Genomic DNA, 19,133 nt, shown 5'->3' with positions numbered 1-19,133 from the left:
CAGGCGCCGGATCCGGCGCCTGCGGGCGGTGTCGCTCAACTCCTGGCCAGGTCCACGAACAGCGCGCTGGACCAGCCGAATCCCGTCGTCGCGCGCCCGGCCCGGCCGCCGGTGAGCGGGTTCCAGTACTCGTACAGCCCGCCGCCCTCGGCCACCATCCGCACCGTGCGTTCGGTCAACTCGTCGGCCACGTCCGGGTATCCGGATCGACGCAGGCCCTCGATCAGCAGGTAGTTGACGTTGAGCCAGACCGGCCCGCGCCACATCGCGTCGGGATCGAAGGTCGGATCGTCGAACGCCACGGTGGGCACCGGGCGTTCGCCCCAAAAGCTGGGCGAGCGCAGGTCCTCGACCAGCCGGTCGGCGATCTCGCGCGGCAGACGTCCGGTGAGCAGCGGCAGCAGTTCCAGCGGTGTGCGTACCGAGACCACGCGGCCCGCCGACACGGTGGTGAAGCGTTTGCCGTCCCACCGCCGGGCCACCAGGAGTTCGGTGTGCGCGGCGGCCCGCCGCCGCCATGTCGCGGCGTCCTCGATCCGGCCCAGCGCCTCGGCGATGTCGCCCAGCACGTCGAACTGGAGCGCGAGGTAGGCGTTCAGGTCCGGCGGCTCGGCGCGCGGGCCGTAGTCCCAGACCGGGCTGTCGTCCAGCCCGCTGGAGTACGGGTGCAGGTATTCCGCCAGACCGTCGCCGTCCGGGTCGGAGTGGGTCAGCCACCACTCCTGGGAGCGGGCGATCGGCTCGTAGACCTCGGCCAGGAAGGCGAGGTCCGGGGCGGCCCGATGGATCTTCCAGACCGCCCACGCGGTCAGCGGCGGCTTGGTCACCGGTACCACCTCGCCGGCCGCGGCCGTCCGTGCCGCTTCCTCGCCCAGCGCCTGGCCGACGTGCTCGGCCAGCCGGGCCCGATCCGAGCGGGGGAGGTCGTCGGTCTCCGCCAACACGCCCTCGTCGTGCACGACATCGGGGATCAGCCCGTCGGGCCGCTGGTGCGCGAGCAGGATCCGGATCTGGTCCCGGGCCAGTTCGGGGTCGCCGTGTCGCAGGGCGATGGCGTGGAAGTAGGAGTCCCAGTTCCACACGCCGACGTAGCCGAAGCGGGACGGGACCAGGCCCTCCCGACCGCCCGCGAAGCCGATCGGCAGCAGGTTCACCCCGAGCGTCCACCACGCCATCGCGGCCCGTTCGTACAGGTCCGCGCGGACGGTCGGCATCCGGTCGAACCAGGCGCTCCAGCGTGCCCGGGCCGCGGCGAGCACGGTCGGCCCGTCCGCCGGGGCGGCCTCGCCGATCAGCACCCGGCAGCCCTCGATCACGGCCTCGTGCGCGGTGCCGTCCGCGGCCGTCCACCGGGCCCGGGCGCCGGCGCCGACCAGCACCAGGGTGTCCGGATCGGCGAAGGCCAGGTGTACGCCGCCCGCGAAGGAGATCCGGTCCGGGTGCGCGGCCCGGATCGGCAGCGGGTCGCCGCCGGCCGACTCGATCCGCAACCCGGTGAGCACGGTCGTGTCGGTGAGCCGGGTCTCGTACTCGGACCGGGCGACCCACAGGTCGCCGTCCTCCTGCGCCAGGACCAGCAGCCGCGAACCCCGGTCGGTGAACGGCCGTTCGCGCAGATCCAATGTCACCGCGTCGAGTGGGGGGCGGTCGTGCGCGGTCATTTCAGCGTCCTCCCATGCCGGATGCCGCCATGCTGCTGATGATCTTCCGCTGCCCGATCACGAACGCGATCAGCATCGGCACCACGGAGATCGTCGAGGCGGCCAGGAGCATGCCGTAGTCCAGGCCGCCGTGCTGGCCCTTGAACGAGGCGAGCAGCATCGGAACGGTGAATTTGTCCTCGGAGTTGAGGAAGATCAGCGGGTAGATGAAGCTGTTCCAGCTGCCCAGGAAGACGATGATGCCCAGCGCGGCCATGCCCGGCTTGATGTTGGGCAGCACGATCCGGGTGAAGATCGTCCAGCGGTTCGCGCCGTCCAGCCGGGCGGCCTCCTCCAGTTCGATCGGCACCGCCCGGATGAACTGCCGCATCATGAACACCGCGAACGGGTTGGCGATGGCGGGCAGGATCAGCGCCAGGTGGGTGTCGATCCAGCCGAGCTTCGACAACATCACGTACAGCGGCACCAGGGTGACCTGGGTGGGCACCATCTGGGTGAGCAGGAAGACCACGAACAGCGAGCGGGAGAACGGGAATTCGATCCGGGTGAAGGCGTAGGCCGCCATCGAGGCGGTGAGCAGGGTCGCCACGACCGTGATCACCGCGATGTAGAAACTGTTCCAGTAGGCGCGGCCGAAGGGCATCGCGTCCAAGGCGTCGGGGAAGTTGCTCGCGCGCCAGGGGTCCGGCAGCCAGGCCAGCGGATCCTGGATCATCTGCCCTTCGCTCTTGAACGCGGTGAGCAGCATCCACACGAACGGGAACGTCATCAGCAGCCCACCCACGATGAGCAGGGTGTGCAGTGCGACGGTGCCGAAACGTCGGCGGATGGCAGTGACCATCACGACCATCCTCTCTTACGACTCGTAGTGGACGAAGCGCTTCTGCATGCCGAACTGGGCCACGGTCACCACGATCGTCATCAGCGTCAGGAGCAGGGCGGCGGCGCTGCTGGCGCCGAATTCGAACTTCTTGAAGCCCAGGTCGTAGACCTGGTAGACGATCGTGCGGGCGCCCTCGTTGTGGTCCGGGTCGACCAGCACGTAGATCTGGTCGAATGCCTGGAACGAGCTGATCACCGCGACCACGAAGGAGAAGAAGATGGTCGGGGACAGCAGCGGCAGCGTGACGTGCCGGAAGATGCGCACCGGTCCCGCGCCGTCGATCCGGGCCACCTCGGTCAGGTGCGCCGGGATCGACTGGAGACCGGCCAGGAAGATCACCACGTTCAGGCCCAGCGAGGACCAGATGGTCACCGCCGCGATCGCGACCATCACCCAGTCCGGGTCGTTGAGCCAGTCCGGCAGGGTGATGCCGAACCAGTCGTGCACGGTGTTGTTGAGCATCCCCAGGTCACCACTGGCCAGCAACATCTGCCAGATCACCGCGACGGCCACCGAACTGGTCACCACCGGCAGGAAGTAGATCACCCGGTAGATGGTCTTGCCGCGCACGTTGTTCAGCGCCATCGCGATCAGCAGGGCCAGCGCCAGACCCACCGGCACCGTGATCAGGCCCAGGGTGAGCGTGTTCAGCACCGCGTCACGGAAGGTGGGATCGGACAGCTGGGTCTGGAAGTTGTCCAGGCCGACCCAGGACTTCTCGCCCAGGCCGTCCCACTTCATGAAGGCCAGCACGACCGCGAAGCCCAGCGGTCCCAGCGTGAAGGCGAGCAGAGCGGCCAGTTGCGGCCCGAGGAAGAGGGCGGCCCACCACCGTTCCCGGCGCCGCCGGCCCCGAAGGGACCGGCGGCTGTCGGGCGTTTCGGTGGCCGGGCGCCGTGCGTCGGTGGTGCGGCTGAGCGTGGACGTGGTCACGGCGGCCCCCGGTCAGTGCAGTTTGGCGGAGACGAGCGAGCCGAGGTCGTTCATCGCCTGGTCGAAGCCGATCTTGCCGGTCCACAACTTCATCAGCAGGTCGTTGATGCTCGCCGTCAGCTCCGGGACGCCGGCCTCCTCCGGGTAGTTGGCGAAGCCGCCGTCACGGGCGTCGACGAAGGTCTGCGCGTGCGCCGGGTAGCCCTCCATCACCACGCTGTCCGCGCCCTTGACCGAGGGGACCGCGTTGCCGCCGCCCTTCAGGCGCACGGTCTGGCCGTCCTTGGAGACGAACTCGGACAGGAACGTCCAGGCCGCCTGCGCGTTCTTGGCGTTCTTGTTCAGCGCCAGGAAGGAGGTGCCCACCGTCTGCGGCATCAGCTGGCCGGTCTGGGACGGGAACGGCACGATGTCGTAGTTGTCCTGCTGTCCCTTCTTCACGGTGTCGATCATCCAGCGGCCGCCCGCCGAGAAGCCCGCCTTGTGCTTGATGAACTGCACGTCCGAGCCGTTGCCCTCGGGCAGGTTGTCGGCGACCAGGAAGGTCCCGTTCTGGTAGCCGTCGGCCAGGGTCTTCAATGCCTCGCGCGACTTGGGGTCGGTGTTGCCGACGAACTTGCCGCCGTCGTAGACCTTGCCGCCGAAGCCGTTGATCATGCTGTAGGTCGAGCCGTACCAGTTGTAGAAGATCGAGCCGGCCTTGTCCGCGGCCTTGAGCTTGCGGTTCATCTCCAGGTAGGTGGCCATCGTCCACTTGCCCTGGGCGTTCAGCGCGGCCGGGTCCTCGGTGATGCCGGCGTCCTTGAGCGCCTGCTTGTCGTACCAGAGCACCTCGGGGTTGGCGTCGTTGGGTATGCCGTAGATCTGCCCGTCCTTCTTGGCGCCGCCGTACAGGCCGTCGAAGAAGTCCTCCGGCTTGGCCTTGCTGTCCGGGGCCGCCATCTTGTCGTTGAGCGGCGAGACCACCCCGGCGGAGACGAACTTCCCGATGAAGTCGTCACCGACGTAGAACACGTCGGGTGCGGTCTTGGAGGAGAGCTGGGTGAGCAGCTTGGAGTGGTAGTCGCTGTAGGAGGGGACCGCCTGGAGCTTCAGCTTGATGTCGGGGTGGCGCTTGCCGAAGTCCTTCTCGAAGTCCTTGAAGCGGGCGAGCTCTTCCGGGTTGCCCCAGGTCGACCAGGTGACGGTGGTCTTGCCGGAGCCGGAGCCGGAGCCGCTGCTCCCGCCGCAACCGGTGGTTGCGGCGAGTGCGGCACCGGCGGCCAGCACGGCGACGGTCTTCGCTGCGCGGGAAAATGACACGTTGTGCCTCCGGGGGGATGTGTGCGGGACGTACGCGTGCTGGGACCGGTCCCGGGCCCGTCGCCGATGGCGACGACGGGCCCGGGACCGGGATGACTAGGCGAGGCCGCCGCCGTCTACGACCAGGGCGGTGCCGGTGATGTAGCTGGCCGCGTCGGAGGCCAGGAACAACACCGCGCGGGCGATCTCGTCGGGCGTGCCGGACCGGCCCATCGGACGGTCCGCCGCGTCGGCGGCGAAGGCCGTCCAGTCCTCCGCCAACTGCCGGGCCTCCTCGCGCAACATCGGGGTGTCCGTGTCACCGGGGTTGACCGAGTTGACCCGGATGCCCGCCGCCGCGTGGTCGATCGCCAGGGCGCGGGTCATGTTGACCACGGCGGCCTTGGATGCGCAGTAGGAGATCGCGTTGCCGCCGCCCTTGAGGCCCCAGCCGGAACCGGTGTTGACGATGGAGCCGCCGTCGCTCATCGCGGGGACGGCGTGCTTGCACATCAGGAAGACCGAGCGCACGTTGACCGCCATCACCCGGTCCCACTCGTCGACCGTGGTGCCGATCGCGTCCGCGCGCCGGATGATGCCCGCGTTGTTGAAGAGCACGTGCAGACCGCCGAAGGTCTGCACCGCCGTGGACACCACGGACACGCAGTCCGCCTCGGCGGACACGTCCGCCTTGACCCCGACCGCCCGGGCGCCCTGCGCGGTGATCTCCTCCGCGGTGCGGGTCGCGGCCGCCGCGTCGATGTCGGCGATCACCACGTCCGCGCCCTCCGCGGCGAACATCAGCGCGGTGGCCCGGCCGATGCCCGAGCCGCCGCCGGTGACGATGGCGACCTTGCCGTGCAGGGATCCAGTCATCCCGTTCATCCAGAGCACTCCTCGCTCGCAGGAACAATTCGATAGGGGACGCTCTCGCGGTAGCCCGTGATCACTTTGACGAAACCGCTCAACCGCGCGTCCGTGGCCGGGTCCCCGGTGTCCGCCAACAGGGGCCGGCCGCCGAGCGCGGCCAGCTTGGTGCGGGTGGCGAGCACGGTCAGGCCGTGCACGCGGGCCAGCACCGACGGGCTGATCTGCTGGTTGCCGCGACCGAGCACGAAGCCCTGGCCGCCGATCACCGATACCACGGCGTCCGTCTCGTGCCCGTCCACCAGGTCGAGCAGCGCGCGCTCGCTCAGGTCGACCCCGATCGGCACGCCGTCGGCGACCACGTCCACGCCGAGCAGCGTGGACTCGGCGCCCAGCGCGCGGCCCACCGCGCGCGTGGTGGTGCCCGGGCCCAGGATGTAGCGCACGCCCGGGCGCATCCGGGCGACCACTTCGCGGGCGATGCCCTCGACGGTCTCCGGCGCGGCGCCCGAGGAGCCGGTCTTGCGGCCGGACAGCCGTACCCGGGCCGCGGGCACGGTCAGCGTGCCGTAGAGCCGGGGGCTGACCCGGCCCTCGCGGTAGGCCTGTTCGTCCAGGTCCACCACCTCGGCCTCAGCGGTGTCCCCGGCGAACTCGGCGGCGGCGTGGCCGGCCGCCGCCGGGCCGACCGCGAAGCAGCCGGAGTAGACCTTGACGCCCGCCGGGATGCCGAGCACCGGCGCGGTCGGCCCGGCGTCGAGCACGTCCCGCGCGGTGCCGTCACCGCCCGCGAACAGCAGCAGGTCCACCGCCGCCAACGCCCGGACGCCCGCCCGGGTGTCGGCGGACGAGGACGGCTCCCCCGGTGCGCACGCCACCAGCTCGGGCACCGCGCCGGCGGCGCGCACGGAGTTCTCGCCCATCGCGCCGGGCACGGTGACCACGACGGCGTCCGGGCGGGCGGCCAGGAGCGCGCGCACGGCCACCGCCGCGCGCTCCCCGGCCCGGGCGGTCGCGCCGCGGGCGAGCGCCTCGCGCTGCACGTCGGCGCCGTCGCTGCCCTTGAGCCCGGCCGCACCGCCGAGGCCGGCCACCGGGTTGACGATCAGGCCGACTCTCATGACAGGTGCTTGCGGACGTACGCCCGCCAGGTCATCGCCCACTGCTCCGGGTCGTCCAGGCAGGTCGGGTCGATCTTGTGCACGGTCTGGTTGTAGGGCGCGCCCTTGACGAACTCCGGTTCGCTGCGGGCCTCGTCCGCGACGTGCGCCAGGATCGCGGCGTACTCGTCCAGGTCCTCCTTGGAGTACGACTCGGTCGGCTCCAGGGTGAACGGCTCGGGCACCAGGTACGGGTGATGGCTGGTCCAGTAGTGCACCCCGAAGTCGGCCGCGCGCACGCCGATCTCCTCCGAGTGCACGCCGGTGTCCTCGTACAGGCCCTGCCACGAGTAGCGGACCTGCTCCAGCCGGCGCTTGTCCCAGTGGGCGGAGGCGCCCGGGATCTGCAACACCTTGTGCATCAGGTAGTTGTTGTTCAGCACCGCCGTCTCGGCCACCTGCCGCAGGCCCTCGGCCCCCAGCGCCATGATCCACGCGTAGGCGCGCACCACGTTCTGGCTGACCCCCAGGTAGGGCCGGATCTTGCCGATCGACTGCGGCCGGTCGGAGTCCAGGAAGTAGCGCTCGCCGTCGAACTCGATGATCGGGCCGGGCAGGAACGGCACCAGCTTCTCCACGACGCCACAGGCACCCGCGGCCGGACCGCCGGACGCGTGCGGCGTGGAGAAGGTCTTGTGCAGGTTGAAGTGGCACAGGTCGAACCCGGCGTCGGCGGCCCGGGTGATGCCCAGGATGCCGTTCGCGTTGGCCTGGTCGTAGCAGGCCAACCCGCCGACCTCATGGACGAGTTCGACGAACTCGGCGATCCGGGGGTTGTAGATCCCGGTGTCCTCCGGGTTGGTGATCATCAGCGCGGCGGTACGCGGGCCCACGGCCGCGCGCAGCGCCTCGATGTCCGGGTAGCCGTCGGCGTCCGGCATCAAGGTGATCACCTCGTACCCGGCGGTCTTGGGGGAGGCCGCGTTCGTGGGGTGCGAGAACATCGTGGTGATCACCTGGTCGCGCTGCTCGCCCTCGCCCCGGGAGGCGTGGTAGGCGCGGATCATCGCGACGTTGGCGTAGATCGCCGCCGAACCGGAGCCCGGTTGCAGGCTGACCCGATCCATGCCGGAGATCTCCTTGAGCATCTGCTCCAGGTGCCAGTAGATCGCAAGCACGCCCTGCACACTGTCCTCGGGCTGCGCCGGGTGCAGTTCGGCGATCTTCGGGTCGCCGACGAACCGGTCGTTGATCTTGGGGCTGTACTTCATCGTGCAGGTGCCCTGGCCGACGGCGATGCCGAGGTCGACGCCCACGGTCTGCTGGGACAGCCGCATGTAGTGCCGGAGCACGTGCAGCTGGGACATCTGCGGCAGTGCGGGCGGCGTCTCGCGCCGCATCCCGGCGGGCAGTTCGACGGCGGGCACGCCCGCCTCGGGCACCCCGATGCCGCGCCGGCCGGGGCTGGAGTGATCGAAGATGATCGGCTCGTCCCAGCGCGCCTGGTGGAACCGGCGCAGCGGCGGCTTGGCCTCGACCGGCAACTTCGCGAAGGATTCTCCGACGGCACCCATCAGCCCTGCACCTCTCGTACCGCTCGCACCAGCGTGTCGATGTCGTCCTTGGTGTGCCGCTCGGTCACACAGACCAGCAGCGTTGTGGCATCCAGCGCGATGCCGGCGTAGATGCCGTGTGCGCGCAGCGCGGTGAGCAGCGCGTCGGTGTCGGCCACCTCGATCGCGAACTCGCGGAAGTGCACGGCGGCGGCGTGCCGCACCCGTACTCCGGGGACCGCGGCGAGTTCGTCCATCGCGTAGCGGGTCCGGGCCAGGATCGTCTCGCCCAGTTCGCGCATGCCCTCCGGGCCCATCAGCGCGAGGTAGACGCCGGCCGTGATGCCCCACAGCGAGGCGGCGGTGCCCACCCATTCCTTGCCCTCCTCGCGCAGCGCGAACGAGGTGCGGTCGTAGAACACGTCGCCGAAGCCGTATTCGCCCGGCACCGCGGTCGGCGCGATGCCGAACAGGCGCGAGGGGAACTCGGCGACCAGGCGCGGTTCGTCGCGGGTGGCGATGTAACCGGCGTGACCGCCGCCGTAGTTCTGGTGCATGCCCAGCGACTGGATGTCGCCGCAGACGATGTCCGCGCCGAGCGTGGCGGGCGAGGCGAGTACGCCGAGCGAGATCGGGTCCGCGCTGACCACGAGCAACGCGCCTTCGGCGTGCGCGAGTTCGGCGATCTCTGCGGTCCGGGCCTCGACCACGCCGTAGAGGTTGGGGCTCTCCAGGTAGACCGCGGCGACGGTGTCGTCGACGGTGAAGGCGCCGGCCTCGCCGTTCTCGGCGACCGGGATCATCACGATCTCGATGTCGGGCGCGAGGAAGTCGTGCAGCTTGCTCAGCTTGTCCGCGCCGATCGCGGCGGTGACCAGCACCTTGGATCGGCCGGTGTAGCGCGCGGCCATCCGCAGCGCAGTGCCGGAGGCCTGGAAGCCGTCGTAGGTGGGGACGTTGACGACGTCCAGCTCCAGGAGTTCGCCCATCATGCTGACGTACTCGAAGAGCGCCTGGAAGCGGCCGTGGTCCTCGTACGGTTCGCCCGCGTAGGCGGTGAGGAACTCGCCGCGGGAGTTGATCTCGTCGCACACGGCGGGCACGTGGTGCGGGTAGCAGCCGCCGCCCAGGAAGCTGAGCACCTCGGTGGTGTCGGTGTTGCGACCGAGCAACCCGCGCATGTGCCGGACCAGTTCGGTTTCCGAGTTCATCGGCGCGGGCAGGTCGAGCGGCCGGTTCAGGCGCAGCGCGGCGGGGATGTCGGTGTAGAAGTCCTCGACGGACTCGACCCCGATCGCGGCCAGCATCTCGGCCCGGACGGCCGGCTCGGCATTGGGTATGTAGGGGTGGGTCACTTCTCTCCCTCGTGAGCGGTGCGCAGCACCACGGCGTCCCTGGGCCCGATCTCGATCGAGCCGTGCAGGTCGCGCCCGGTCAGCAGGTCCGTGCCGGGGGCGCGCAGGGTCAGTGCCGCGGTGGTCGTGCCGTGATTGAGCAGGAACAGGTAGTCGGCGTCGGGCCCGGTCCGCAGGCACGCCTCGACGGCGGGCGGTACGTCCGCGACGGGGCGCACGCCGGCGCGGGTCAGGACGTCGGTCAGGATCGGGGTGACGTCGTCGAGGGCGCAGCCCACGTAGGTGGCCCGGCCGAGCCGGGTGATCGCGGGTTGTCCGGCCAGGTCGCCGCCCTCGTAGTCGGCGATCGGCGTGGCGCCCTCGGGCCGCAGCCACTCGGCCCACCGGGTCGCGGTGCCCGCGGTGCCGTCGGCGTATCGCACGCTCTGGGCCACCCCGTCGGCCAGCGGCCAGAACTCGTCGACGCTCAGGCCGAGCAGGTCGCGCAGCGGACCGGGCGCGCCGCCGGGGTGTACCCGGTCGGCCGAGTCGACCACGCCGCTGAACGGGCCGACGATCAGTTCGCCGCCGAACGTCCGCAGGTTCTCGGCCTGTTCGTCGGTGCACAGGTAGAGGTTGGGGGCGATGACCACGCGGTACCCGGACAGGTCGCGGTCCGGCGGGGCCAGGTCCACGGTGATTCCGCGGGCGTGCAGCGGCGCGTACCAGGCGTTCAGGAGTCGCTTGAGTTCCAGCCGCTTGGACGGCATCGACTCGGGGGCCTCCAGGCCCCACCACGAGGACCAGTCCAGGAGCAGCGCGACGTCCGCGGCGGTGTGGGTGCCGGCGATCTCGGCGAGCTTTTGCAGGTCGCCGCCCAGGCGTAGCGTGTCCTGCCATCCGCGGGTTTGCACACCACCGTGCGGCAGGAGGGCGGAGTGGAACTTCTCCGGTCCGTACCGGGCCTGGCGCCACTGGAAGAACATCACCCCGTCGGCGCCGTGCGCGAGTGCCTGGAGGCTGTCCAGGCGCATCTTGCCGGGCGGCTTGGGCACGTTGACCTCACGCCAGCTCACCGCGCTCGGGGCCTGTTCCAGCAGCAGCCAGGGGCGCCGCTTGAGCGAGCGCATCAGGTCGTAGCTGACCGCGATGCCCACGTGCGAGGTGGGGTCGGCCGGGTCGGGGTAGGCGTCGTCGCTGACGATGTCCTCGGCGCCGGCCCACTTCCAGTAGTCCAGGCCGTGCAGGATGCTCATGAAGTTCGTGGTCACCGGGATGTCCGGGGTGACCTCGCGCAGCACGCTCTTCTCCGCCTCGAAGCACTCCAGGAGCGCGTCCGAGCAGAACCGTCGCCAGTCCAGCACCTGGGCCGGGTTGATCGGGCCCGGTGCCTTGCGCGGCGGGGCGATCTGCTCGAAGTCGGTGTAGTGCTGGCCCCAACAGGAGGTGCCCCAGGCGTCGTTGAGGCCGTCGATGTGCTCGTATCGCTCGCTCAGCCAACGCCGGAAGTGCCGGGCGGACTCGGCACAGAAGCACTCGAGCGTGTGGTCCGCGTACTCGTTGCCGATGTGCCACATCGCCAGAGCGGGGTGCTCGGCGTAACGCTCCGCCATCGCCCGGGCCAGCCGGACGGTGGCCGCGCGGAAGATCGGCGAGCTCGGACAGTAGCCCTGGCGGGACCCGAATTCGAGCCGGGTCCCGTTCGCGTCGACCGGCAACGCCTCGGGGTGCTCGCGGATCAGCCACGGCGGCGGGGTCGCGGTCGCGGTGGCCAGGTCGGCGGCGATGCCGTGCTCGTGCAGCAGGTCGAGCACCCGGTCCAGCCAGCCGAAGTCGTACTCTCCGGGCCGGGGTTCCAGGCGTGACCAGGAGAAGACCGCGACGGTCGCCATGTTCACGCCGGCCTCGGCCATCAGCTTGGCGTCCTCGGCCCAGACCTCCTCCGGCCACTGCTCGGGGTTGTAGTCACCCCCGAACAGCAATCCCGGCACTCGCGTCAACCGCACGTCGACCTCCCGTTCATGTATTCTGTATTCATAATTCAAGGTGTGTGCGGTGCGTCATGTCAAGCACCAGTTATCGGCGCCGATCGACACAGGGAGTAACCGACACATGGCCATCCAGCGGCGACCTCTGCGTGAGCAGATCCGCGAGGAGTTGCTTCTGCGCCTCGACCGAGGCGACTTCGCGGCAGGCAAGGACATCAACGAGGTGGTGCTGGCCGCCGAGTTGGGCGTCAGTCGCACCCCCCTGCGCGAAGCCCTGATCACCCTGGCCGGCGAAGGCGTCCTGGAGAGCAATCAGGGGCGCGGCTTCCGGTTCGCACCGGTCAGCAGCAAGGAGTTCCGCGAGCTGTGCGAGATCGTCGCGGGCCTGGAATCGCTCGCCCTGGAGCTCTCGGACCCCGATGAACTACGGGAGATGGCACCGGAGTTGCTGCGGTTGGCCCGGGGCTTCCCGGATCCGGTGGCGGAGCAGTCGGAGATCGAGTGGCACGACGACGAGTGGCACGATCTACTGCTCGGCAAGTGCCCGAACGAGCGGTTGCTCGATCTGGTGACCAGCGTGAAGGCGGGCATGCGCCGCTACACCCACCTGATCGCCGGCGAGGACACCCTGCTGGAGCGCGAGGCGGAGGAACACTGCCGGATCGCCGAGCACCTGCGCGCCGGTGACGTGCCCGCCGCCACCGCCGCGCTGCGCGACAACTGGATCAGCGGCATGGAACGCATGACCAGCCGCATCCCGGTGGCCCCGGAGTCGGCCTGACCGACCCCCCGCTCCACCTCGGCGGGCCGCCTTCGTCCCCCGCGGACGGAGCCGACCCGCCGCGCGGCATGCGCCGAAGCGGCACCGCAGCCGGGGCTGGTTGCCGTTACCGTTGCCCGGCTTCTTCGCGGTCGAGGCCGGACTGCGCCCGCTGCGCCGCATCGAGGAGATCTCCGCGGCCGGCGCCGGCGGGGACCCGACCCCGGCGGGTGCCGGACACGGCCGCGCCGGGCGCCGGGATAGGCCGGCCCACCACCGCGCTCGACGGCATGCCGGCGGGCGCCGAAGTCGGTGCGCCCAAGCCTCGGCGCGGGATCGGCGGGCAGGCCGGGCCCGTGGACCCGCTATGCGAACGCGGTCGTCCAGTCCACCGCGATCCCGTGTACGTACGCTTCCGCCAGCGCGGCCAGGAAGCGGCCCATGCCGCCGTCCCCGTTGCGCAGGGTGGCCGTCAACACGGCCGAACGACCGAGCTCCTCGACGATGTCCTGCATGCCGACCGAGAGCACCGGCTGGGCGCTGCACTCGACGAAGATCGTGTGGCCGTCGGCGACCAGCGAACGCACGGCATCGTCGAACCGCACCGTCTGGCGCAGATTCCGGTACCAGTACTCCGCGTCCAGCTCGTCGGTGTCGATCCGCCGGCCGGTCACCGTCGAGTAGAACGGCACGTCGCCGCGCGCCGGTCGGATCCCGGCCGCCAGGTCGAGCAGCGTCTCGCGCAGGTCCTCCACGTGCGCCGAATGTGCGGCGAAGTCCACTCCCGGCACCCGCCAGCGCATCATCCGGGCCGCGGACAACGCGGCGCCGAACTCGGCCATCGCGCCCACGTCGCCCGATACGGTCATGGTGGCCGGGCCGTTCACCGCGGCCACCGCCAACACGCCGTCCCAGTCGGCCAGCATCGTGCGCACCCGGTCGTTGGGCGCCAGCACGGTCAGCATCTCGCCTCGGCCGCGGATCGCGGTCAGGGCCCGGCTGCGCAGCGCGACGATTCGCGCCGCGTCCTCCAGCGACAACGCGCCCGCGACGTGCGCGGCGACGATCTCGCCTTGCGAATGACCGACCGTCGCCTTCGGTTCGACGCCGAACCGGCCCCACAGCCGGGCCAGCGACAACATCATCGAGAACAGCACGGGCTGCACGACGTCCACCCGGTCCAGCGGCGGAGTTCCCGGCGCTCCCCGCAGCACGTCCTCCAGGGACCAGTCCAGGTGCGGCGACAGTGCCTGTTCGCAGGCCCGAATCTCCCGGGCGAACGCGGGCGAGGTGTCCAACAGCTCGACCGCCATGCCGACCCACTGGGTGCCCTGGCCCGGGAAGACGAACACCGGCCGGCCGTCGGCCTGCTCCTGTCGGGTCGCCCGGCCGGAGATCAGGTTCGGCACGGCCCGCTCCTCGACGAGCGCCCGCAGCCCGGTCACCAGCTCCGCCCGGTCGCGTCCCAGCACCACGGCCCGATACTCGAAGGCCGCGCCGGACGCCACCAACGATCGGCCCACCTCGGTGACGTCGTCGACGACGTCCAGCGCCGCGTCGGAGTCGAGCCGGGCCAGCAGCCGCGCGGCCTGGCTGCGCAAACCCTTCTCGCTTCGCCCGGACACCACCCACGGCACCGTGCCGGCTCCGGCGCCGACTCCGATCGGGATCTCCTGTGTGGCCGGCTTGTTCACGAGCGCTCCTCGTCGTCACCGATCGGCGGACTGCGAATGGCAGGATATCCGCAGGTCGCGTATTTCCGCCCACCGCGCGGTAATTCCGCCACAAAGGATGCGGTTACCGGGTGATTACCCGGCACTGTAGGAATCGTGTAAGGCTGCCGACACCCAGTCGCGTCTGCTTTCCAGTACGGAGGCCACTCGTTGTCGGGCTATCCGATATCGCAGGCAATTATTCCTGCGCATCCGCAGATCACGTCCACCCATTTTCCATCGAATCCGCCGCGTCCCGCTCGGGAAAGCGCGGAACCGGCTCGTGACCTCCGACCCCCGACGTTCACATGGTGACCAGCGAAACAGGCCCGAGCCGCGTGGGCCGTGCCCACGCGCCCACGCACCCGGAACCCGCACGATTGCCGTCGCTGACGGGACTGCGATTCCTGGCGGCCATGCTGGTCTTCGCCACGCACATCCTGTGGTACACCCGGCTCGTCCCGGGGGACGCGGGCACGGAACTCAGGAAGACATTCGCCCTCTCCGGTTCCTATGGCGTCGGCTTCTTCTTCATCCTGAGCGGCTTCGTCCTGACCTGGACCGCGCGCTCGGACGACACGGCCGGTTCCTTCTGGCGCCGCCGCCTGGTGAAGATCGGCCCGATGCACCTGGTCACCTTCGGCCTGGCCGCCCTTCTCGTGCTGGACACGGACCGGCCCACCCGGATGGTCGACTGGCTCGCGTCGGCGACCATGCAGCAGTCGTGGTTCCCGGACATCGGAACCGTCTCGGCGGTCAACGGGGTGAGTTGGTCGCTGTGCTGCGAGTTCTTCTTCTACCTGCTCTTTCCGGCCCTGCTGCCGGTGTTGCGCCGGATCCGCGAGGAGTGGCTGTGGCCGGCGGTCGCGGCGGTACTCGCGCTGATCGTGGGCGTGTTCCTGGTCGGCACGTTCGTGGTGAACGATCAGCCGCGGCTCGCCGCGTTCGCCGTGTCCGGCGAAGTGTCGTTCGACCAGGTGTGGTTCGTGTACTTCTTCCCGCCGGCCCGCGCGCTCGAATTCGTCCTGGGCATTCTCCTGGCCAGGATCGTCGCGGCGGGTCGATGGCCGCGCATCGGCCTGGCGCCCGCCTTCGGCCTGGCCGTCGTCGGATACGTGCTCACCCGGTACGAGCCGTACCTGGCCGGCACGGCGGGCGTGGCGACCGTGTGGACCGCACCCCTGATCGCCGCCGCCGCGGTCGCCGACCGGCAGGGCGGCGCCTCGGTGTTCCGCGGACCGACGATGGTCTTCCTGGGTGAGATCTCCTTCGCGTTCTACATGGTGCACTGGCTCGTCATCGTCGAGGCCGCCGACCTGATCGGCCCCACCCGCACGTTCTCGACGGGCACCGGCGTGCTCTTGATCCTCGCCGTGCTCGGGGTCGCACTGGTGTGCTCCGCACTCCTGTACCGGTACGTGGAGACGCCGCTGGTGCGGCGCTTCGGACGACACCGGCCGAAGGCGGAGCGGGCCGGCCTCCCGGTCGCGCCGCCGCCCGTGCGGGCCGAAGGCGACCGCGTACCGAACTGACGAACGGCGCGTCCCGCCGGCCGCCCGGCAGGGCCCGGCGCCACACACCACGACCCACGCGTCCTGCGCGGCCCGAACCCGCGCAGGGCGCGTGCGGCGCCGCACGCACGCCGACGCCGACCCCGGACGGGCATACCACCGCAAACACCGGCCGGTTCGAGCACGCGCAGGACGGTGTTCACGGCGCGGAACCCCAGGACATGCCGATCCCGTACGCCGGTCACGGCCGCCCATCGCGCGGTAATTTCGCCGCGGGTATGCGGTTACCGGTCGATTACCCACCGTGGATGGAACCGTGTAAGGCTGCCGACGACCAGTCGCGCCCGCTTTCCGGTAGGAGGCTACTCGTTGTCGGCCTATCCGATATCGCAGGCTGCTATTCCTGCGCAACGACAGATCACATCCACCTATTCGCTGCTGCATCTGCTGCGCCCCACCGACGACTCCGTTCTCCATCTTCCGGCGACGAACGCGCAGTTGGTCGAGGAGGTCGTCGTCCGGGTCGGTCCGGGTGCAACCGGTTGGGCAATCGAGCACAGCCGTCTGCTGCTGGCCGAGTTGGCCGGGGAGCCGTTCGCCCGCTTCGACCGAAGATCGTGTAGCGAAACGCGGCTGGTCGAGGCGATAGCGCTCTGGGTCGTATTGCGGCTCAGCGGCGTGCGCGCCATCACCGGGCTGATTTCCACGGAACTCACGCATGCCATTCGGGAACGCATCGCCGACAACACCACGGTCGACCTGCTGCTTCGTTGTGTCCGGGCCACCCATGCGCGCTTCACGCGCGAGTTGTTCGCATTGTGCGAGGCGCAGATCCCGGCGCAGGACCAGCCGGCCATGATGCGGTCCATTTCCGCCGACCTGTTCGAGGGAATGGAGAGCCTCTCCGCCGCGGTGACCGAGAAGTTCGCCGCCGAACGCAACCGCTGGTTCGCCGGATCCGTGGGGGAACGCTTCGAACTGGTGTCGGCGATCCTGAAGGGCAAGCCGGTCGACACGCGAAAGGCGCTGCGCCGGTTGCAGTACGACCTGACGCTGCACCACGTCGCGCTGGTCCTGTGGCAGGACGAGATCACCCCGGACAGCCGGCGCGAGCTGGAGACCACGGCGCTGCGCCTGCTGGACCAGGTCGGCTGCTCCTCGATGTTGCTGCTCCCCGCCGGCCCGGGTCGGCTGTGGGCGTGGGGCGGCCGGGCCACCGATCACCCGGGCGAGCTGGGGCGATCGCCCAGGCCGGTGGATCTGCCCGCGCACGTCCACGTCGCGTCCGGGTTGCCGGGCGACGGGGTGGCCGGGTTCCAGCGCTCCCACGAGCAGGCGGTCACCGCGGAGCGGGTCGGCCGGATCACCGAGCCGGGCCCGTCCAGGCTCTGCGACTACGGCGACCTGGAGCTGGTGATCCTGCTCGGCAACGACGCCGAGGCGACCGCCGATTTCGTCCGCCGTGAACTCGGCCCGCTCGCCGCCGACAACCGGACCATGGCCGCGTTGCGCGAGACCGTGCGGTGTCTGCTGGACAACGAGCGGGGCGTGGCCGTCACGGCCAAACACCTGCACATCGCGAAGAACACCGTGGTCTACCGGGTCAAGAAGGCGGAGCAACTGCTCGGCCGGTCCCTGCGCGAGGACCACCTTCGCCTGCACCTCGCGCTGTACCTGGCCGGACGGCTCGGCTCGTCGGTGCTGGCCAAGCAGGGTCCCGCCACGGGACTGGAGAACTCGATTCGGGCGGTGTCCTCATGAGCGACAGGCAGCTGAACAAGGACGAGAAGCTCCTCGACTACCTCAAGTGGGTCACCGCCGACCTGCACAAGGCCCGGGCTCGGGTCGACGAGTTGGAGTCGAGCCGGTCCGAGCCCATCGCCATCCTGGGCATGGGCTGCCGCTACCCCGGCGACGTGTCGACGCCCGAGGAGTTGTGGCGCGTGGCCGCCGACGGCGTCGACGCGATCACCGAGTTCCCGGACGACCGCGACTGGGACGTGGCGGGCATGTACGACCCGGACCCCGATGCGATGGGCAAGTTCTACGCGCGGGAGGGCGGGTTCCTCAGCGACGTCAAGGGATTCGACTCGGCGTTCTTCGGGATCTCACCGCGCGAGGCGCTGGCGATGGACCCGCAGCAGCGCCTGCTGCTGGAGACCACGTGGGAGGCCATCGAGCGGGCCCGGATGGACCCGCGCTCGCTGCGCGGCAGCGACACCGGGGTGTTCGTCGGCGTGATGTACACCGGCTACGCCTCCACCGTCGACGCCTCCTCGACGGGTATCGAGGGCTACGCGATGACCGGGATGCTGACCAGCGTCGCCTCCGGCCGGATCTCCTATGTCCTGGGCCTGGAGGGGCCGACGGTCAGCATGGACACGGCCTGCTCGTCGTCCCTGGTGTCGATCCACCACGCCGTGACGGCCCTGCGCAACGGCGAGTGCTCGCTGGCGCTTGCCGGCGGGGCGATGGTGATTCCGGTGCCGGACGGCTTCGTGGAGTTCTCCCGGCAGCGCGGGTTGGCTCCGGATGGGCGGTGCAAGGCGTTCGCGGCGGCGGCGGACGGTACCGGTTTCTCCGAGGGGGTGGGGGTGCTGGTGTTGGCGCGGCTCTCCGAGGCCCGTCGGCGCGGGCTGCCGGTGCTCGCGGTGATCCGGGGCAGCGCGGTGAACTCCGACGGCGCCTCCAACGGCCTGACCGCGCCCAGCGGTCCGTCCCAGCAGCGGGTGATCCGCCGGGCGCTGGCCAACGCCGGACTCTCTCCCGCCGAGGTCGACGTCATCGACGCCCACGGCACGGGAACGATGCTCGGCGATCCGATCGAGGCGCAGGCGCTGCTGGCGACGTACGGCCAGTCCCGATCGCAGGATCGGCCGCTCCTGCTGGGCTCGTTGAAGTCGAATATCGGGCATACGCAGGCGGCGGCCGGGGTGGCCGGGGTGATCAAGTTGGTGATGGCGATGCGGCACGGGGTGGTGCCGGCGACGCTGCACGTGGACGAGCCGACGCCTGCGGTGGATTGGTCTTCGGGTTCGATCGAGTTGGTGACCGAGTCGCGGCCGTGGCCGGCGACCGGGCGGCCGAGGCGGGCCGCGGTGTCCTCGTTCGGGGTCAGCGGTACCAACGCACACCTGGTCGTGGAGCAGGCCCCGGAGACCGAGCCGGTGGCGGTCGAGTCGGCCGACGTGGTGATACCGGTGGTGCCGGTGGTGGTGTCGGGGCGGTCGGTGGAGGCGTTGCGGGTTCAGGCGGGGCGGTTGGCGTCGTTGGTGGATGGTGGTGGTGTGTCGCCGGTGGATGTGGGGTTGTCGGCGGCGGTGTCGCGGTCGGTGTTCGAGCATCGTGGTGTGGTGGTGGCCGGGGATCGGGTCGAGCTGGTCGCGGGGTTGCGGGCGTTGGCGGTCGGGGATGCCTCGGCGGGTGTGGTGTCGGGGGTGGCGGGTGAGGGGCGGACGGCGTTCCTGTTCACGGGTCAGGGTGCGCAGCGGGTGGGGATGGGTCGGGAGCTGTACGAGGTGTTCCCGGTGTTCGCGTCGGTGTTCGACGA

14 protein-coding genes are annotated in these 19,133 nt (G+C 70.3%); 4 read left to right on the top strand and 10 right to left on the bottom strand.

All coding sequences use genetic code 11. The features are described 5' to 3' along the window. Positions 1-35 precede the first annotated feature (35 nt). The 9 genes from ACIBM5_RS30335 to ACIBM5_RS30295 all read right to left on the bottom strand — a co-directional run bounded on the left by ACIBM5_RS30335 (position 36) and on the right by ACIBM5_RS30295 (position 11,618). Positions 36-1,661 carry an amylo-alpha-1,6-glucosidase gene (locus ACIBM5_RS30335; RefSeq protein WP_396009731.1) on the bottom strand — a complete coding sequence of 542 codons (1,626 nt, stop codon included), beginning with the start codon at positions 1,659-1,661 and terminating at the stop codon, positions 36-38. A gap of 1 nt (position 1,662) precedes the next feature. Then, a complete protein-coding gene (locus tag ACIBM5_RS30330; protein ID WP_396009730.1) occupies positions 1,663-2,502 on the bottom strand; it encodes a carbohydrate ABC transporter permease in 840 nt (279 codons plus the stop codon). Between the two features lie 15 nt (positions 2,503-2,517). Further along, entirely contained in the window at positions 2,518-3,477 is a 960-nt protein-coding gene (locus tag ACIBM5_RS30325) for a carbohydrate ABC transporter permease (RefSeq protein ID WP_391588291.1), read from the bottom strand. A gap of 12 nt (positions 3,478-3,489) precedes the next feature. Then, entirely contained in the window at positions 3,490-4,779 is a 1,290-nt protein-coding gene (locus tag ACIBM5_RS30320; protein ID WP_396009729.1) for an ABC transporter substrate-binding protein, read from the bottom strand. A gap of 96 nt (positions 4,780-4,875) precedes the next feature. Then, positions 4,876-5,643, bottom strand: coding sequence for an SDR family NAD(P)-dependent oxidoreductase (locus ACIBM5_RS30315; RefSeq protein ID WP_391588289.1), 768 nt, complete (start codon positions 5,641-5,643; stop codon positions 4,876-4,878). Beyond that, positions 5,640-6,746 carry an ATP-NAD kinase family protein gene (locus tag ACIBM5_RS30310; protein WP_396009728.1) on the bottom strand — a complete coding sequence of 369 codons (1,107 nt, stop codon included), beginning with the start codon at positions 6,744-6,746 and terminating at the stop codon, positions 5,640-5,642. The genes ACIBM5_RS30315 and ACIBM5_RS30310 overlap by 4 nt, the downstream gene beginning before the upstream one ends. Beyond that, a complete protein-coding gene (gene gcvPB, locus ACIBM5_RS30305) occupies positions 6,743-8,299 on the bottom strand; it encodes an aminomethyl-transferring glycine dehydrogenase subunit GcvPB (protein ID WP_396009727.1) in 1,557 nt (518 codons plus the stop codon). The genes ACIBM5_RS30310 and gcvPB overlap by 4 nt, the downstream gene beginning before the upstream one ends. Next, complete coding sequence (gene gcvPA / locus ACIBM5_RS30300) at positions 8,299-9,633, bottom strand: aminomethyl-transferring glycine dehydrogenase subunit GcvPA (protein WP_396009726.1); 1,335 nt, start codon at positions 9,631-9,633, stop codon at positions 8,299-8,301. The genes gcvPB and gcvPA overlap by 1 nt, the downstream gene beginning before the upstream one ends. Further along, positions 9,630-11,618, bottom strand: coding sequence for a beta-galactosidase (locus tag ACIBM5_RS30295; protein ID WP_396009725.1), 1,989 nt, complete (start codon positions 11,616-11,618; stop codon positions 9,630-9,632). The genes gcvPA and ACIBM5_RS30295 overlap by 4 nt, the downstream gene beginning before the upstream one ends. Before the next feature lie 106 nt (positions 11,619-11,724). On the opposite strand from ACIBM5_RS30295, the gene ACIBM5_RS30290 reads away from it, so the two are divergent. Continuing rightward, the gene (locus tag ACIBM5_RS30290) at positions 11,725-12,381 is read left to right on the top strand and encodes a GntR family transcriptional regulator (protein ID WP_396009724.1); all 657 of its coding nucleotides are present in this window, start codon (positions 11,725-11,727) and stop codon (positions 12,379-12,381) included. Positions 12,382-12,725: 344 nt separating this feature from the next. Here ACIBM5_RS30290 and ACIBM5_RS30285 read toward each other — a convergent pair whose 3' ends face one another. Continuing rightward, positions 12,726-14,054: an acyltransferase domain-containing protein gene (locus ACIBM5_RS30285; protein WP_396009723.1), complete on the bottom strand. Its 1,329-nt coding sequence runs from the start codon at positions 14,052-14,054 to the stop codon at positions 12,726-12,728. 329 nt (positions 14,055-14,383) lie between these two features. On the opposite strand from ACIBM5_RS30285, the gene ACIBM5_RS30280 reads away from it, so the two are divergent. The 3 genes from ACIBM5_RS30280 to ACIBM5_RS30270 all read left to right on the top strand — a co-directional run. Further along, positions 14,384-15,604, top strand: a complete 1,221-nt coding sequence (locus ACIBM5_RS30280) for an acyltransferase family protein (RefSeq protein WP_396009721.1) — start codon at positions 14,384-14,386, stop codon at positions 15,602-15,604. 348 nt (positions 15,605-15,952) lie between these two features. Next, positions 15,953-17,344, top strand: coding sequence for a PucR family transcriptional regulator (locus ACIBM5_RS30275; protein ID WP_396009720.1), 1,392 nt, complete (start codon positions 15,953-15,955; stop codon positions 17,342-17,344). Between the two features lie 11 nt (positions 17,345-17,355). After that, positions 17,356-19,133: type I polyketide synthase (locus ACIBM5_RS30270; RefSeq protein WP_396009894.1), on the top strand; the 1,778-nt coding region annotated here is incomplete at its 3' end.

Origin of the sequence: Embleya sp. NPDC050493 (assembly GCF_044458105.1) — a bacterium.
Taxonomy (GTDB): domain Bacteria; phylum Actinomycetota; class Actinomycetes; order Streptomycetales; family Streptomycetaceae; genus Embleya.
The sequence above is the reverse complement of the archived record's forward strand: the minus strand, read 5'-3'. Positions and strand labels throughout refer to the sequence as shown.

Coding starts and splice junctions, on each gene's coding strand:
- ACIBM5_RS30335 (WP_396009731.1), bottom strand. CDS start 1,661: ATGACCGCGCACGACCGCCCCCCACTCGACGCGGTGACATTGGATCTG.
- ACIBM5_RS30330 (WP_396009730.1), bottom strand. CDS start 2,502: ATGGTCACTGCCATCCGCCGACGTTTCGGCACCGTCGCACTGCACACC.
- ACIBM5_RS30315 (WP_391588289.1), bottom strand. CDS start 5,643: ATGAACGGGATGACTGGATCCCTGCACGGCAAGGTCGCCATCGTCACC.
- ACIBM5_RS30310 (WP_396009728.1), bottom strand. CDS start 6,746: ATGAGAGTCGGCCTGATCGTCAACCCGGTGGCCGGCCTCGGCGGTGCG.
- gcvPB (WP_396009727.1), bottom strand. CDS start 8,299: ATGGGTGCCGTCGGAGAATCCTTCGCGAAGTTGCCGGTCGAGGCCAAG.
- ACIBM5_RS30290 (WP_396009724.1), top strand. CDS start 11,725: ATGGCCATCCAGCGGCGACCTCTGCGTGAGCAGATCCGCGAGGAGTTG.